This is a genomic window from Carboxylicivirga caseinilyticus (genome assembly GCF_050589785.1).
In the GTDB taxonomy this organism is placed as follows: domain Bacteria; phylum Bacteroidota; class Bacteroidia; order Bacteroidales; family Marinilabiliaceae; genus Carboxylicivirga; species Carboxylicivirga caseinilyticus.
Window position 1 is genome coordinate 1 of record NZ_JBNGOX010000027.1, and the last position, 16,447, is coordinate 16,447.

14 protein-coding genes are annotated in these 16,447 nt (G+C 37.8%); 10 read left to right on the forward strand and 4 right to left on the reverse strand.

The features are described from left to right. Positions 1 to 93 precede the first annotated feature (93 nt). The 4 genes from ACRD62_RS13905 to glsA form a co-directional block, all read right to left on the reverse strand. Positions 94 to 1,233, reverse strand: a complete 1,140-nt coding sequence (locus ACRD62_RS13905) for a serine hydrolase domain-containing protein (protein WP_430820712.1) — start codon at positions 1,231 to 1,233, stop codon at positions 94 to 96. 12 nt (positions 1,234 to 1,245) lie between these two features. Next, positions 1,246 to 2,730, reverse strand: coding sequence for a dihydrolipoyl dehydrogenase family protein (locus tag ACRD62_RS13910; protein ID WP_430820713.1), 1,485 nt, complete (start codon positions 2,728 to 2,730; stop codon positions 1,246 to 1,248). Between the two features lie 84 nt (positions 2,731 to 2,814). Further along, entirely contained in the window at positions 2,815 to 3,762 is a 948-nt protein-coding gene (glsB, locus tag ACRD62_RS13915) for a glycine N(alpha)-acyltransferase GlsB (protein ID WP_430820714.1), read from the reverse strand. 33 nt (positions 3,763 to 3,795) lie between these two features. Continuing rightward, the gene (gene glsA, locus ACRD62_RS13920; protein WP_430820715.1) at positions 3,796 to 4,623 is read right to left on the reverse strand and encodes a lyso-glycine lipid O-acyltransferase GlsA; all 828 of its coding nucleotides are present in this window, start codon (positions 4,621 to 4,623) and stop codon (positions 3,796 to 3,798) included. 193 nt (positions 4,624 to 4,816) lie between these two features. On the opposite strand from glsA, the gene ACRD62_RS13925 reads away from it, so the two are divergent. The 10 genes from ACRD62_RS13925 to murC are packed head-to-tail and all read left to right on the forward strand — an operon-like array spanning position 4,817 to position 16,427. Next, on the forward strand, positions 4,817 to 5,281 hold the full coding sequence (locus ACRD62_RS13925; RefSeq protein ID WP_430820716.1) for a division/cell wall cluster transcriptional repressor MraZ: 465 nt from the start codon (positions 4,817 to 4,819) through the stop codon (positions 5,279 to 5,281). A 15-nt stretch (positions 5,282 to 5,296) separates the two neighbouring features. Next, a complete protein-coding gene (rsmH, locus tag ACRD62_RS13930) occupies positions 5,297 to 6,202 on the forward strand; it encodes a 16S rRNA (cytosine(1402)-N(4))-methyltransferase RsmH (RefSeq protein WP_430820717.1) in 906 nt (301 codons plus the stop codon). Next, positions 6,199 to 6,579: an FtsL-like putative cell division protein gene (locus ACRD62_RS13935; RefSeq protein WP_430820718.1), complete on the forward strand. Its 381-nt coding sequence runs from the start codon at positions 6,199 to 6,201 to the stop codon at positions 6,577 to 6,579. The genes rsmH and ACRD62_RS13935 overlap by 4 nt, the downstream gene beginning before the upstream one ends. A gap of 5 nt (positions 6,580 to 6,584) precedes the next feature. Further along, a complete protein-coding gene (locus tag ACRD62_RS13940; RefSeq protein ID WP_430820719.1) occupies positions 6,585 to 8,696 on the forward strand; it encodes a penicillin-binding protein in 2,112 nt (703 codons plus the stop codon). A 16-nt stretch (positions 8,697 to 8,712) separates the two neighbouring features. Next, positions 8,713 to 10,170 (forward strand): UDP-N-acetylmuramoyl-L-alanyl-D-glutamate--2,6-diaminopimelate ligase, encoded by a 1,458-nt coding sequence (locus ACRD62_RS13945; RefSeq protein WP_430820720.1) that lies wholly within the window; start codon positions 8,713 to 8,715, stop codon positions 10,168 to 10,170. Between the two features lie 9 nt (positions 10,171 to 10,179). Continuing rightward, positions 10,180 to 11,412 (forward strand): phospho-N-acetylmuramoyl-pentapeptide-transferase, encoded by a 1,233-nt coding sequence (gene mraY, locus ACRD62_RS13950; protein WP_430820721.1) that lies wholly within the window; start codon positions 10,180 to 10,182, stop codon positions 11,410 to 11,412. 3 nt (positions 11,413 to 11,415) lie between these two features. Continuing rightward, positions 11,416 to 12,753 carry a UDP-N-acetylmuramoyl-L-alanine--D-glutamate ligase gene (murD, locus tag ACRD62_RS13955; protein WP_430820722.1) on the forward strand — a complete coding sequence of 446 codons (1,338 nt, stop codon included), beginning with the start codon at positions 11,416 to 11,418 and terminating at the stop codon, positions 12,751 to 12,753. 9 nt (positions 12,754 to 12,762) lie between these two features. After that, the gene (locus ACRD62_RS13960) at positions 12,763 to 13,941 is read left to right on the forward strand and encodes an FtsW/RodA/SpoVE family cell cycle protein (protein ID WP_430820723.1); all 1,179 of its coding nucleotides are present in this window, start codon (positions 12,763 to 12,765) and stop codon (positions 13,939 to 13,941) included. Next, positions 13,938 to 15,038, forward strand: coding sequence for an undecaprenyldiphospho-muramoylpentapeptide beta-N-acetylglucosaminyltransferase (gene murG, locus ACRD62_RS13965; RefSeq protein WP_430820724.1), 1,101 nt, complete (start codon positions 13,938 to 13,940; stop codon positions 15,036 to 15,038). Before ACRD62_RS13960 ends, murG begins: the two co-directional genes overlap by 4 nt. Then, complete coding sequence (gene murC, locus ACRD62_RS13970; protein ID WP_430820725.1) at positions 15,039 to 16,427, forward strand: UDP-N-acetylmuramate--L-alanine ligase; 1,389 nt, start codon at positions 15,039 to 15,041, stop codon at positions 16,425 to 16,427. Positions 16,428 to 16,447 lie beyond the last annotated feature (20 nt).

Sequence of the window (16,447 nt, forward strand, 5' to 3'; positions counted from 1 at the left end):
CCTTCAGGGGATTTAGGGGTGACATAAAATGATATTTTATTACAAATTGAAACTAACGTTGTTCTGATGTTTAATTTTTGGACACCCTCTTTTTTATTGTAATAATTCCAGTCCCATTTCAAGATAAGAATATACGTCTGATGGGTGATGATTTATTTGCACCTTGCTCCGTTTGTGGCCAAGTCGTACGATAATTGCATTTTTCTCAGGTATTGAAAAAATATATTGACCAAGAATACCACGTGCATAAGGGATCTTGAAGCCTTCGTAATTGATAATCCAGCATTGAAAACCATAAAAATCTAGATCTTCTCCATCGTCTGTTTTTAAATAGCTTGCAGGTGTTATTGCTTCATCTATGTATTTTTGACTGATAATTTGCTGATTTCTCCAAAAGCCATGATGATTAATGAGTGCGCCGATTAATGCAAAGTCGCGAGCGTTTGAGTTAAAACAGCAATATGCTTTCTCCGTTCCATTCTTCTTATCAAGTGACCAAAGTGCTGTATTTTTGGCACCAAGTGGTTTCCAAAGTTTCTCTGAGGCATAGTCACTTAGGGTTCTGTTTGTGCTGTGGGTTATAATTTGCGCCAATAGTTGGGTGTCGCCGCTTTTGTATGAGTGAATTTTCCCTGGTTCTTCCACAATTGAAATATCTTCTGCAAGACTAATCAAATCGTTCCCATAATATGCTTTTGTTGTCATTGAAGTTGGACTGCTATAGCTTTCGTCCCAATTTGATCCGCTACTCATGGTTAATAAATTCCGGATGGATAATTCAGAATTCAATCCATCTTTCATATATGGAAGAAAATCACCTGCTTTCTGATCAACTGAAGAAATGTAGCCATCGTCTATGGCGGCTCCAATTAAAAATGACACCAGGCTTTTAGAGGCGGAAAATGAATTTGAGTATGAATCCGGTCCATAATCATCCCAATATTCTTCGTATAAAATGCTGTCGTTTTGTATAACCAGAAAGGCTACAGTGCTATAATGCTCTAAAGAGTCTCTTTGTTGTTGCGAAAACTCAAATTGATTATAGGTTTTACTGACCGGCCATTCAAAAGGATCATCAGAGGCTATTACTTCCCGATTATCGAATATTTTGTAGTCTTCAATACCCGGGAACCAATAAGTAAAAGCCATTCTTAAATGGTGTGGAAGGAAAAACCAAACACCAATTAAAATTACAACGATGAATGAGAAGCGAAATTTTTTGGATGAAGCCATGATTAAGATGATTTAGTCAGGAAGCCATTCGCGTATGTGAATTAAATCTGGGAAAGCCTCTTTTTTATAGATTGATTTATTGCTGATGGTTCTTAAACATTCTTGTATTCCTTCAGGTATACTAGGGTGAGGATAAAATATTTTTAAAACTTCCTGCAAACTGTTTCCCTGGTTAATTAAGTGCGCCACTGAAACAATAAAAGCGGATGCCTGTGGACCGGCAGCTCTCATGCCAAGAATTCTTTGTTCTTCATCGTTGCTAACCAGTATTTTAACAAATCCATTGGTATTTCGCATGGCAATAGCTCTGTTTACCAATTTGTTAGAATAGAAGGCTGCTTTATAAGGAATCTTTTTCTGTTGTAGCATTTTTTCGTTGGCTCCAACAGCTGCTACCTCTGGTTTAAAGAACATTAAAGTTGACATGTGTGAATAGTCAAGAGGATATAAAGGTACATCCCCGATTTTTTCTGCTGCCAGCCTTCCCTGGAATTCGGCTACACTATATAATTGCGTATGCCCTGTAACATCACCGGCAGCATAAACATGACAATGGCCTGTATCATCATGTAAAACGCAATCATCCTTTATTGGAATTGTTCCATTAGAATTAATTTGGATACCCAATTTATCAAGACCCAGGCTTTCGGTGTTTGGGACCCGGCCAATGGCAACCAAAGCAACGTCAACTTCTATCACTTTACTGTGACCATCCTGATAATCAAGGACCACTTCAAGGTGTTTAGGATGTTTTTTTATATGCCGTAACGTTGCTGTGTGATGAATTAAAACACCATTATTTTCCAGATTTTTCGATACAAAGGAACTGACATCATCATCTTCATAAGGTAATACCCTGTTGGATCGGTCAAGTAAATGAACTTCTGTTTGAGCAAAATTGGAAAAAATAGTTGCAAACTCACAGCCAATGATACCAGATCCAATTATCAACATTCTTTCAGGAAACTCCTTTAGATCAAGAATGCCATCTGAAGTGATAATTCTTTCTCCATCAATTTGTAACTGTTCGTATTCTCTCGGTCTTGAACCAGTTGCAATAACAAAGTTTTTAGCAAATATTTCCTTTGTGCTGTTATCGTTTTTTACTTCAATGGAGTTGGGAGTTTTAAATTTAGCCCATCCATATTCAATAGATAAGGAACCTTTTTTGCTTTTTTCAGGGGAGAAGGTCTCAATCTGACTTAACATTTGGTATTGCTTTTCTTTTGCAGCTCTAATAACGGTTTTTTTTACTTCATTAAAATCAACGCTAAGAGCACCAACTCTGTAACCTCTGTCAATTCTGGCAGCAACTGCATAATCCATCGATAGTTCATACATGGTTTTTGAAGTAAGAGCACCATTCATAATGCCTGCTCCACCAAGATGTTTGGCTTCAACAATGCATACATGTAATCCATAATCAAGGGCTCTCACTGCAGCAGAAAAACCAGCAGGTCCGCTTCCTATTACAACTAAATCAAATTGGTCTATCATATATGGTTCGATTATCAATAAATATATAAAAAAAAAGAGCTGCAATTGTTTGAAAGCAGCTCATTCTTTTATTTTGTGATATTTTTAATTGTGTGGTTCATCGGGTTTGAATGTTGTTACATGTCGACCCACTTTTTGTTTGTATAATTCATTGATAGTAATTATTATACCAGTCTCTTCAACATCTCCAAACCTATCGTTAATAGCAGTTCCGAAGGTTCTCATCGAAGGAGATAAATTCATGTAGGCATTAATCAATGGTGGAATATTTTCTCCAAATTCGCGCACTTTCTTTGTCAGAATTTTATAATCTTCAGCAAAGGTGTTATTGGGAAAAATTACCTTAATATCTTCTTGAGTCAGTCCAATTTTTACCGGTTCGTGTGGGTAAATCAAGTTGTCAGGATCTCCAAAATGTTTACTCATAAAGCCTAGGATCAAATCTCTCGCAGATTTATTGTAATGAGTATACATGGTTACCTTACCGAAAAAATATTTCATTTCTGGATGACTAACAATCAAAGATCCCAATCCATCCCATAAGTTATCAAGTGCAAACAGGCTTTTAGCACCTGCTTTTGATGACTGATAAATAGGTTGAACAAAGGAGCGACCTAATTCAATAGTAGTCGGTAAATATTCTTTTATGAACCTTTCCGAAAAATGGAAAAGTCGTGAAGTAGCTAATTTAACCTGGCCATTTTCATCTACAGGTATGTCATTACCTAATAAATAACGGTAGCCGCCAAGTACTTGCTTTTCCTCCGGATCCCAAACGATCAATTGACGATAAGGAACTTCAGCAATATCATAGTCATCGATATCGGCATCTTTACCTGTACCACCGCCTGCCATTCGAAAGCTGACTTCTCTTAATCTGCCTACTTCTTTCATTAAAGCAGGTGCTTCATGAGCTGTAAAATCGTAAATTTTATTATTCCCCTTGTTGGTGTTCCTAACAAAAGTTTCCTGTGTTAATTCAGCTTCAAGCTCTTCGCGAGGCACAGGAGGTATAATGTCTTTTGCTCTCATTCACTAGTTTTGTTAATGACTTACAAATTTAGTTTATTTTTTCAAGGAGTAAACTTCCTCTCTTATTTTTTGAGCCCAATCGTAAGGAGCTGTTCCATCATTCAGTTTTTCTGAAGGGATGGGTTTGCCAAAAGTAATTACAATTGTTTTATTGTATTGTTGATAAAGCTCATCTGCCAGATAAAGCATTTCAATGTTAGCCTTAATGCCTAATCTTTTTCTCCAATTGGCAAGGCTGTAAAAGAAATTGGTATTTTCACCCGAAATGTGAACCGGAATTATTGATCGTTTGTGTTGTTTAGCTTTAGTTACAAATGTCTTCTTCCATTCCAGGTCTCTGATGATGCCTTTTTTACGTCTTGAAACCAATCCTGCCGGAAACATGAGCATTTGAGCATCGCTGGCATATGCTTCATCTATTAAACGGGCAGCTTCTTTTGGATGTCCGCCATGCTTGTTAACAGGTAAGAATATTGAATTCAGATTTTTTAAATTCATCAAAATATCATTAACCGGAAATTTCAATTGGCTAAAAAACTTACCTACAGCGGCTACAAACACCATTCCGTCCATTCCGCCTAACGGGTGGTTGGCTGCAAACACAAATCTTCCTTCTTTTGGTATGTTTTCTTCTCCATTAATGATGTATCTTGCGCCGAAATTTTTGACTATAGCTTCCGCATACTCTATCCCAAAAATGTGAGAATTATTAACGATAAACTCGTTTATTTCATCCTGATGGGTGATTCGTTTCAGGTATTTGATTAGAAATTTGGGAATGATTTTTTTTAGTTCCGGATTCTTCTCTTCAAAAACCTTGTCTATATCAATAAGTTTAGCTGGCGTTTCTTTATCACTCATGATGATTGTTAACAAATTTGAGCTTAAAGTTTAGAAAAAATATTAGAAATAACGCCAGTTAAACCATGAAATCATTTGACTATGGTTGAATGTTGGTAGGAAAAGTTATTAACAATGTGGTATAAAGTGGAGTAAAGTGGTTGGAAGTGGTTTCTTTTTTACTTACTTTTACATTACTAATTTCATTTTGTTAATGATCACATTTATAGGCGATTTTGTTTGTAAGCCTGATGCAAAAGGGCGCATTGTGTTGCCATCACTGTTTAAGAAAGCAATGAGTGATGGTGGTCAACAGTGTTTTGTGATCAGTAAAGATTTGTTTGAAGATTGTCTGGTTTTGGTTCCTTATGATCGTTGGACGGAAGAAGTGAAAGTGTGGGAGGAAAGATTGAGTTCTTATCGTCAGAAGGATCGTCGGTTAAAAAGAGCTATGTATCGTTCTTCCGCAGAAATTGCACTTGATGGGAATGGTCGTTTTTTGGTACCAAAGCGTTTGATGGATATGATTAGTGTTGACGGTGAGGTGGTTTTGCTGGGTGTAGGAAGTAGTATTGAATTGTGGAGCAAGCAGCAGTTAGAGGCAGGTGAACTGGAAGGAGAGGAGTTGGGTAATTTGGCAGAAGAGTTGCTGGGTAGGGATGCTCCGCTAACAGAGTAGGGTAATCATAAGAGCATGGAACAAGAATATCATATACCAGTGTTGTTGAAAGAGTCGGTAGATGGTTTGGCTATAAAACCAAACGGGATCTATGTCGACTTAACTTTCGGAGGAGGAGGTCACAGTCGTGAAATTCTAAGCAGATTAGATGATGGTAAATTAATTGTTTTTGATCAGGATGCGGATGCATATGCTAATCGGCCTGATGATGATCGACTAATTTTTGTCCGTCATAATTTCCGGTATTTAACTCATTTTTTAAGATATATAGGTGTTGAAAAAGTAGATGGCATACTTGGTGATTTAGGTGTGTCGTCGCATCATTTTAATGAGGCTGATCGTGGATTTTCATTTCGTTTTGATGGAAAATTGGATATGCGAATGAGTCAGCAACTTCAGAAAACAGCGGCCGATGTTGTAAATACATATGATGAATCGGAATTGAAGCGTTTGTTCTGGCAATACGGAGAGATAAAGCAATCCGGCAAATTAGCAGGACAGATTGTGAAAAGACGCTCTGCCAATTTATTTGAAACCACAACAGATCTCAAAGAAGTTGCCGAGAATTGTGGTCCTAAAAAAGAACAATCTAAATTCTTAGCGCAGGTTTTTCAGGCTTTACGAATTGAAGTCAACCAAGAGATGGATGTGTTAAAGGCAGTACTTAATGCTTCTGTTGATGCTATAGCTGTTGGTGGAAGGTTGAGTGTGATATCATATCATAGTCTGGAAGACAGGTTGGTGAAAAACTTTATTCGTTCGGGTAGTTGTGATAAAGCAAATGCCGAACAGGATATATACGGTCAGACTAATGTTCCGTTTAAAGCGGTCAATCGAAAGATTATTGTACCGACCGATGAAGAAATTGAAGTAAACGGCAGAGCCAGAAGTGCGAAGCTAAGAATTGCTGAGAGGGTATGAATTGGAGAAAAAATAAATTCACTGAGTTTATTCAGTCCAAAGAGGAGTTTGGAGAGATAAAAGGTATCTCGTTTCGCGACATTATTAATGGTAGAATATTTACCAGAACATTGGTTACGAAGCAAATGCCATTTTTTATTTACCTGGCATTTATGGGATTTCTGTACATCGGGAATCACTATAAGATGGAAGAATTAATGCGTAAAGTCGCTGATCTAAATAAAGATTTAAAGGAATTACGATACGAAGCAATCACTACTTCATCGGAGCTGATGTTTATGAGTAAGCAAAGTGAAGTTTTAAAGAAAGTGAGAGCCAAAAATTTGGATTTGGAGGAATTAACTGAACCTCCACGAAAATTAAAAGTGCGAAAGTAGTAGCAATGCAGATTAAGAAAGGTATCATATTACGATTTGGAGTAGTCTATATAAGTATAGGTTTGCTTGCTGCATGGATTATTGTAAGTGCACTTTATTTGCAATTAATTGAGGGTGATAAGTGGGCTGAGGAAGAAATGAAACTCACTAATAAAGATATTATTATTGATGCTAATCGTGGAGATATTCTTGCTTCAGATCTTCGTAAACTGGCTTGTTCGGTGCCAACTTACCGGATATATATGGATATGAAGGCCAATGGTCTGACTGATGAGGTATTTAACGCAAATGTAGATAGTCTGGCAATTTGTTTATCTAAATTTTATAAGGATAACTCGGCCAGTTATTACCGTAATAATTTAAAAAAGGCCAGAGCGCAAGGGAAACGATATTATCAGGTTCATCCGCGTAGAATTTCATTTACTGATCTTAAGATAGTGAAGCAATTTCCATTGTTTAGGTTAGGTCCAAATAAAGGTGGATACATCGAAAAGAAATACGAGAATCGTAGACTACCATTTGGTGATTTAGCCTCCCGTACGATAGGTAGTTTGTATGCTGAAAAAGATCTGGGCGGACGTTTTGGTCTGGAGATGGCTTACAATAATACACTAAAAGGTATTAATGGAATCAGCAACAAGACACGTGTTGCAGGTAATTGGGTGGTAGAAGAAGAAATTGAACCAACGGATGGTAATGATGTGATTACAACCATTGATATTGGTTTACAGGATGTGGCAGAGCAGGCTTTATTAGAACAGTTAAGGGAGCATAGGGCAGATCATGGTTGCGCTATTTTAATGGAGGTAGGAACAGGAAAAGTTAAGGCCATCGCTAATCTGGGTCTTACTTCGTCTGGTGATTATTCTGAGCAATATAATTATGCAATAGGAGAAGCTACAGAACCCGGATCAACTTTTAAACTTGCTTCGATGATTGTGGCTCTTGAAGATAGAGTGGTAAAATTGGAAGATAGCATTGAAACCGGCAAAGGCTCTTGTTATTTCTATGATCGAAGAATGACTGATAGCCATCATGGAGGCTTTGGAACTATTACTGTTCGTCAGGCTTTTGAGAAATCATCCAATGTTGGAATTTCAAAAATCATCTTTAATAATTACAAGGATAATCCCCGACGATTTGTGGATCGTTTGTATTCGATGAACTTAAATGATCCGCTTGGCATTGAGATAAAAGGTGAAGGAATACCCCGTATAAAATATCCTAAGGAAAAAGACTGGTGGGGAACAACCTTGCCATGGATGTCGATTGGATACGAAACACAGTTAACTCCTCTACAAATTTTGGCTTTTTATAATGCAATTGCCAATAACGGTAAAATGGTGAAACCTATGTTTGTTGAAGCGGTTTCGCGTCATGGCGAAATATTAGAGCAACGAGAAACGGAAGTGATAAATCCTTCGATATGTTCATTGGAGACAATTGAGAAAGTGCATGAGTTGCTTGTGGGGGTAGTTGAAAATGGTACAGCCAAAAACATTAAAAATAATCGATATAAAATTGCCGGTAAAACCGGAACAGCCCAAATAGCAAAAGGAAAATCTGGTTATAAAGGTGAAGGCGGGGTTCAGTATCAGGCCTCATTTGTGGGATATTTTCCGGCTGACAGACCTCTTTACAGTTGCATAGTGGTTGTCAATGGCCCTTCGAATAACGTATATTATGGGAATCTTGTTGCAGGTTCTGTGTTTGGTGAAATCGCCGATCGGGTTTATGCACAAAATTACGATCATCCTGATATTAAAGAAGAATACGAAATACCTGTTGGTGAATATCAACCATATGCAAAAGGTGGTCTGAAAGAAGATCTTTTAGCTGTTTTTGAAGAGGTAGGAATCAATGTAAAAGGGCAGGAAATAAACTCGCAATGGGCATCAACCAAAGCTCGCGAACACGATATTCATCTGGCATCAAAAAGTTTTCCGGAAGGTTTGGTGCCTAATGTTTTAGGAATGGGAGCAAAAGATGCGGTTTCGATTCTTGAAAACATGGGCTTAAAGGTTGAGCTAAGTGGAGTAGGACGGGTGCGTCAGCAATCAATGACGGCAGGTCAGAATTTCAGAAGAGGTTCTACAATTTATTTGAAGATGGGCTAACTATTAAATCTGAGAAGTGAGGAATTTGAATAATATATTAAAAGAAGTTGAGGTTATCAAAATCATAAATGACAATGATGTTGAGATAACTGAAATTTGCTTTGATTCAAGAAAAGCCAAAGAGGGTTCGGCATTTGTAGCGGTTAAAGGTACAGTTAATGACGGACATCAATATATAAAGCAGGTTTTGGAAGCCGGATGCAGATGTGTTATTTGTGAAAAGGCACCTGATTCATATCCTGAAGATGCTATCATAGTAGAGGTTAAAAATAGTTCACTTGCTTTGGGTAAGATGGCATCCGCTTTTTATGATTACCCATCAAGAAAATTTAAACTGGTTGGCGTAACCGGTACTAATGGAAAAACCACAATCGCTACTTTACTTTATAAGTTGGTTTCATCGTTAGGTTATAAAGCCGGATTGTTTTCAACTGTTGCAAATTATATAGGTTCAGAAGAAATTCAGGCAACACATACAACACCTGATGCAATTGCATTAAATAGTTTAATGGCTCAAATGGTAGAAGCTGGCTGTGATTATTGCTTTATGGAAGTAAGTTCGCATTCGCTCGATCAAAACAGGGTGGCTGGTTTGCAGTTCGATGGAGCCTTGTTTACCAATATTACACATGATCATTTAGACTATCATAAAACCTTTAAAGCCTATATCGAGGCTAAAAAATCATTCTTCGATAATTTGGATAAAGAAGCCTTCTGTCTGGTGAATGCAGACGATAAGAATGGCATGGTAATGATGCAAAATACCAAGGCAGAAAAGAATACTTATTCCATTAAGGGGATGGGAACTTTTAAGGCTAAGATTATTGAAAGTATGTTCGAAGGTATGCAACTGGAGGTTGACGGACATGAAATATGGACTCAGTTTGTGGGTCATTTTAATGCACAAAATCTTTTGGCTGTATATGGTGCTGCTGTTCTACTGGGATTTGATAAAATGGAAGTGCTGGTTGCATTGAGTCAACTACAATCGGTTGATGGTCGTTTTGAGACCATTCGCTCAAAAACAGGAAAAACGGCTATTGTAGATTATGCTCATACTCCTGATGCACTAAAAAATGTGATAGAAACCATAAATCTGGTTCGTCAGGGGCAGCAACAATTGATAACTGTTGTTGGGGCTGGAGGTGATCGCGATCCGATGAAACGACCTGAAATGGCAAAAGAAGCGGTTCAGGGTAGTTCTCGTGTAATTCTAACTTCAGATAATCCACGAAGTGAAGATCCTGCTGAAATAATAGAGCAAATGATGAAAGGGATTTCTTTCAAAGAACGCATTAAAGTTCTGTCGATAGTTGATCGGAAGGAAGCTATCAGAACAGCCTGTATCGTTGCTCAACCTGGAGATATCATCCTTGTTGCAGGTAAAGGTCATGAAACATATCAGGAAATCAAAGGGGTGAGAAATCACTTTGATGATCGGGAAATTGTAAACGAAATTTTTAACGCAGAATAATTAAAGCCAATGTTGTACTATTTGTTTAAATATCTTGAAACTTTAAACTTTCCCGGAGCAGGAGTTTTTCAATACATCTCTTTTCGTGCAGGTTTAGCGGTTATTATTGCTTTATTATTCGGTGCTATAATTGGTAAAAAAGTTATAAAACTGCTTCAAAAGCAACAAATTGGAGAAATTGTTCGTGATTTAGGTCTCGAAGGTCAATATGCAAAAAAAGGAACACCAACCATGGGAGGTGTGATCATTATTGCAGCCATACTGGTTCCTGTGCTATTACTTAGTAAACTGGATAATGTATATATCCTGTTAATGATTATTTCAACGCTTTGGTTAGGAACCATTGGTTTTATTGATGATTATATCAAAGTATTTAAAAAAGATAAAGAAGGATTAGCAGGTAGATTTAAAATTGCAGGACAGGTTGGTTTAGGTTTAATCGTTGCTATTACCTTATTCGCAAGTGATGATGTTTTTGTTAGAGAACGGATTCCAGATGAAACAATTACTGTTCAGGCTGAAGATGGTACTATGGTTGAACGAATTGCTACTAAAGATACCAAGTCAACAGTTACCAATATTCCATTCCTTAAAAATAATCGGTTTAACTATTCAAAAGTAGTATGGTTTCTGGGTGATCAGGCCGAAAAATGGGGTTGGTTGATTTTTGCTGTAGCAGTTATTTTTATAATTACTGCCGTATCCAATGGAGCCAATATTACTGACGGGTTAGATGGTTTGGCAACAGGTACATCGGCGATAATAGGAACGACACTAGGTGTTTTTGCCTATCTGTCGAGTAATATTATCTATGCTGATTACTTGAATATTATGTATATACCCAATTCAGAAGAGTTGGTTGTTTTTATTGCAGCCTTTATTGGTGCCACGGTTGGCTTTTTATGGTATAACTCTTTTCCTGCTCAGGTATTTATGGGTGATACAGGTAGTTTGACTTTGGGCGGTATCATTGCTGTGTTTGCCATTTTGTTGCGCATTGAGCTTTTAATACCTATCCTTTGTGGAATATTCCTGGTTGAGAATGTATCTGTAATGATGCAGGTTAGCTGGTTTAAATACACTAAAAAGAAATATGGTGAAGGTCGACGCATCTTTAAGATGGCTCCTTTGCATCATCATTATCAGAAGAAAGGATATACAGAGTCGAAGATCGTTACCCGATTCTGGATAATCGGTATCATATTGGCAGTATTAACTATTGTAACCTTAAAAGTCAGATAAAAAATGAAACGCTTGGTTGTTCTGGGATCTGGTGAGAGTGGAGTAGGTACAGCTCTGTTGGCTGTGCAGAAGGGATGGACTGTGTTTGTTTCTGACAAAGGAAGCATCTCGCAGGAACATAAAAAAGAACTGAATGATGCTGGTGTTGAATTTGAGGATAATAAACATACTGAGGAAAAGATCTTAGCGGCTGATGAAATAATGAAAAGTCCGGGAATACCGGATACTGCTCCACTTGTGGTAAAAGCCCGTGCCAAAGGCATTCCTGTTGTTTCTGAGATAGAATTTGCCGGAAGGTACATGGATGCTAAATCAATATGTATTACGGGTAGTAATGGTAAAACCACAACTACCTTATTGATATACGAGTTACTGAAAAATGCCGGTTTGAATGTTGAACTGGCTGGAAATGTTGGAACCAGCCTTGCTCGTCAGATTGCTGAAGGTAAGAAGCCCGAATGGTTTGTGATAGAGTTGAGTAGTTTTCAGTTAGACGGAATGTTCGACTTTAAGGCAGATATCGCAGTGTTGTTAAATATTACTCCAGATCATTTGGATCGCTATGAGTATAGCATGCAAAAATACATAGAGAGTAAATTCCGTATTCTTCAAAATCAAACAGAGCAGGATTATTTTATCTACTGCGAAGACGATGAAAATATTAGAAATGAATTAGGAAATCATATTTATAAATCTAACCTGATACCCTTCACTCAAAGAGATTTACTAAAGAGTGGGGCATACGTCACCAATGACGAGGTCATTATTAATTACAACCAGGACACAATGAGTATTTTATCACAAGAACTTTCATTGCAGGGCAAACATAATCTTTATAATTCGATGGCTGCCGGAATTGTTGCTTCGGTTTTAAAGATTAAAAAGACATTTATTCGCGAAAGCCTGACCACATTTAAAGGGGTTGAGCATCGGTTAGAAAAAGTGTGTTCTGTAAGAGGGATTGAATTTATTAATGACTCAAAAGCTACTAATGTAAACTCAACATGGTATGCTCTTGAGTGTATGAATAAATCCGTTGTTTGGATAGCAGGTGGGGTTGATAAAGGGAATGATTACGAAGATTTAATGCCTCTTGCCAAAAGTAAGGTGAAAGCATTGATTTGTTTAGGAATAAATAATACAAAACTGATTGAATCATTTCAGGATGTTATTCCAACAATAAAAGAAAGTAAATCGATGAAGGAAGCTGTTGAACTTGCGTATCATCTGGGTAAGAAAGGAGATATTGTACTTCTGTCTCCGGCTTGTGCCAGTTTTGATTTATTTAATAGCTATATCGACAGAGGTATTCAGTTTAAAGAGTGTGTGAGAGAATTGTAAGAAATTGAAATGAACGAAACCTTACGCAAATACATTAAAGGAGATCGAATCATTTGGTTCGTTATTATAGCATTGGCTATCTTCTCCAGTCTGGTGGTTTACAGTGCTACTGCTAACCTGGCCTATAAACACCATGATGGTAATGCTATATATTATCTTTTCCGACATGCCAAATTTTTAATGGTTGGTATTGGAATTATTGTTGGAGTGCATCATCTCCATTACAAATGGTTTGCAAAGTTTGCATCTGTGTTTCTGTATCTGTCAGAGGCTTTGCTGTTAATTACCTTACTGACAGGTGTGAGTTTAAATCAGGCAAGTCGTTGGTTAACAGTTCCTGTTGTAGGTATCTCTTTTCAGCCATCAGAGTTGGCTAAGTTGGCCTTGATGATTTATATCGCTAAAATTTTAGCACAATATCAGCGCGATGATAAAAATGCTGATGAAGCTTTTAAACCTATCATGATTCATGTGGGTATTGTTTGTGGATTGATTTTTAAAGAAGACTTTTCAACGGCCGGACTAATTGGGGCTTCTGCTTTAATTGTAATGTTCATTGGAAGGGTGTCGTTAAAATATATACTTGGAACAGTTGCGGCTGTTTTGCTTTTTGTTACTGTTATTATTTTTTCAGCAGAATATGTTCCGTTTTTACATAGGGCCAGTACCTGGAAGGCACGTATAATGCGTCATGTAGAAAGTGAAGAAGATGCTGGAGGAACGGCAGATTATCAGGCCGAGAGATCTAAAATGGCAATTGCTACGGGGGGCATTATAGGTAAAGGACCGGGTAATAGTCATCAGCGTTACTTTTTACCACATCCATACAGTGATTTTGTTTATGCTATTATAACTGAAGAATTTGGATTAATTGGAGCTGTACTGGTTATGTTGGCTTATTTGATATTGCTGTTTCGGTCAGGTGTGATTGTCAGGGCCAGTTCAAGAACATTTCCGGCTTTTCTGGTCGTTGGTCTGGCTACCTTGTTGTCAGTTCAGGCATTTATTAATATGGGTGTTGCGGTAGGTGTCTTTCCGGTAACCGGACAGCCATTGCCTTTAGTTAGTATGGGAGGAACATCAACTTTATTTACCTGTTTGGCTTTGGGTGCCATACTGAGTGTAAGCAGAAATAATATGCAAGAACGTTCAGCTTTGGAGGCTGAAGAAAAACCAGAAGAAGAATGAGCGAATTAAAAGTAATAATCAGCGGAGGTGGAACCGGAGGTCATATCTTCCCGGCCATTTCTATTGCCAATGCGGTAAAAGAGCAGCTGCCTGACGCAAAAATTCTATTTGTAGGTGCTCAGGGTAAAATGGAGATGGAAAAAGTACCGGAGGCTGGTTATGAAATTGTTGGGTTGCCTGTTGCAGGTTTACAACGAAAGGTTACGCTTAAAAATTTATCCTTTCCATTAAAACTGATTAAAAGTTTGGCAAAAGCTCGTTCTGTTGTTAAAGAATTTAATCCGGATGTAGCTGTTGGTGTTGGAGGATACGCCAGTGGGCCTGTTTTGAGGGTGGCTTCTCAAAAAGGAATCCCTTGTTTATTGCAGGAACAGAATTCTTTTCCGGGTGTAACAAACCGGATTCTTGCCCGAAAAGCGGCAAAAATTTGTGTTGCTTACGATAAGATGGATCGCTTCTTTGAAGCACAAAAAATAATATTGACAGGTAATCCTGTAAGAAGTAATCTGATTGCATCGGTAGATAGAAAAGAGGCGGCCGAATTCTGGAAGTTAGATCCGGATAAAAAAACAATTTTGGTAATTGGAGGAAGTCTTGGGGCTCGTTCGGTTAATAATGGAATTTTGCATGGTATAGATCAGTTGCCCGAAGAGTGTCAGCTGATATGGCAAACCGGTAAATTTTATTTCGAAGAGATGAAGGCCGGTCTTCCTGAAGAGTTGAAGGGCAGGGTGATTGTAACTGATTTTATAAGTCGTATGGATATGGCTTTTGCAATGGCTGATGTGGTTGTTTCTAGAGCTGGAGCAGGAACTATTTCTGAACTCGCTATTTTAGGTAAGCCGACCATTTTCGTGCCTTCACCCAATGTTTCGGAAGATCATCAGACAAAAAATGCAATGGCCTTGGTAGAAAAAGATGCAGCCATGATTGTAAAAGATAGTCAAGTAAAAGGAATCATTCATGAAGCATCTCAATTGGCGTTAGATGAGCATCTGATCAGTAATTTGGCTGAGAATATAAAGAAATTGGCAAAGCCTGATGCAGCTAAAGATATTGCAAAAGAAGTTATCAAGTTAGGAAAAAGCAAAAAGTAGATGTTGAAGTTGAAAGACATAAAAAGTGTTTATTTTATTGGAATAGGAGGGATTGGCATGAGTGCCCTGGCTCGTTTTTTTAAACAGCAGGGGATGAATGTTGCCGGTTATGATCGTACTCCAACTCCATTAACAGATACTTTAAAGCAAGAGGGGATTGAGGTTCGTTTTGATGATGATGTAGAAAGTATACCACAAACATTTAAAGATAAGCAATCTTGTTTGGTAGTTTTTACACCAGCTGTTCCGGTTACTCATGCTGAATTACAATATTTTAAGAAGAATAATTTTCAGGTTAAAAAACGAGCTGAGGTATTAGGTCTGTTGACCCGTGGAATGGAAGGAGTATGTGTTGCAGGAACCCATGGTAAGACAACTATATCAAGCATGACAGCTCATCTGATGAAACAGTCAGAAGTGGGATGTAATGCCTTCTTAGGAGGAATTACCCGAAATTATGCTACCAATTTTCTGCTCGATGAACATTCTTCCTATGTGGTGATGGAAGCTGATGAGTTTGATCGTTCGTTTTTGCATTTAACGCCACACCTGGCATTGGTTTCGGCGATGGATGCCGATCATTTGGATGTATATGGAGAGGCCTCAAAAGTATATGAGGCATTTAATGAGTTTGTTCAATTAATAAGTCCCGGTGGAGCGTTGCTTTATAAGGAAGGTCTTCCGCTGGAATTGCCAGATGATGATGTTGAAGTTTTTACCTATTCAGCAAAGGAAGAAGGTGATTTCTATCCTTTTAATCTTAAGCTGGTAGATGGTTTGTATAAGTTTAGTCTGAAAACTCCATTTGGTAAGATTCATCATCTGAAAATGGGAGTACCTGGTTTGTTAAATGTTGAAAATGCGGTTGGAGCAATAGGGTTGTCACTATTAGCTGGCGTTGACGAAGACGAGATCAGAGAAGCATTGCCAAATTTTAAAGGAATTAGAAGGAGGTTTGAATATAGAATCAGAGAAGAAAACCTGGTTTATATCGATGATTATGCACATCATCCTGAAGAGATAAATGCAACTGTTGCATCTGTTCGGGCATTGTATCCAGGAAAGCAACTAACTGTTGTTTTTCAGCCTCATTTATTCACTCGTACAAGAGATTTTGCAGATGGATTTGCGGAGGCTCTGGATAAATGTGACAGGGTATTTCTGTTGGATATTTATCCTGCACGAGAGGAACCGATTGAAGGTGTTACTTCTCAAATGATAGTAGACAGGATGCAACTTGAAAAAGTTAAGTTGTTGAAATATTATGATTTAAAAGAAGAATTGAAAAGTGATGTTCCTGAGGTTATTTTAACTCTTGGAGCAGGCGATATAGATAAGCTTACAGATGATTTAGAAGGGCATTTAAAACTATTCATCTTCAATGAATAGGCTTTTGACAAATTGTTAAT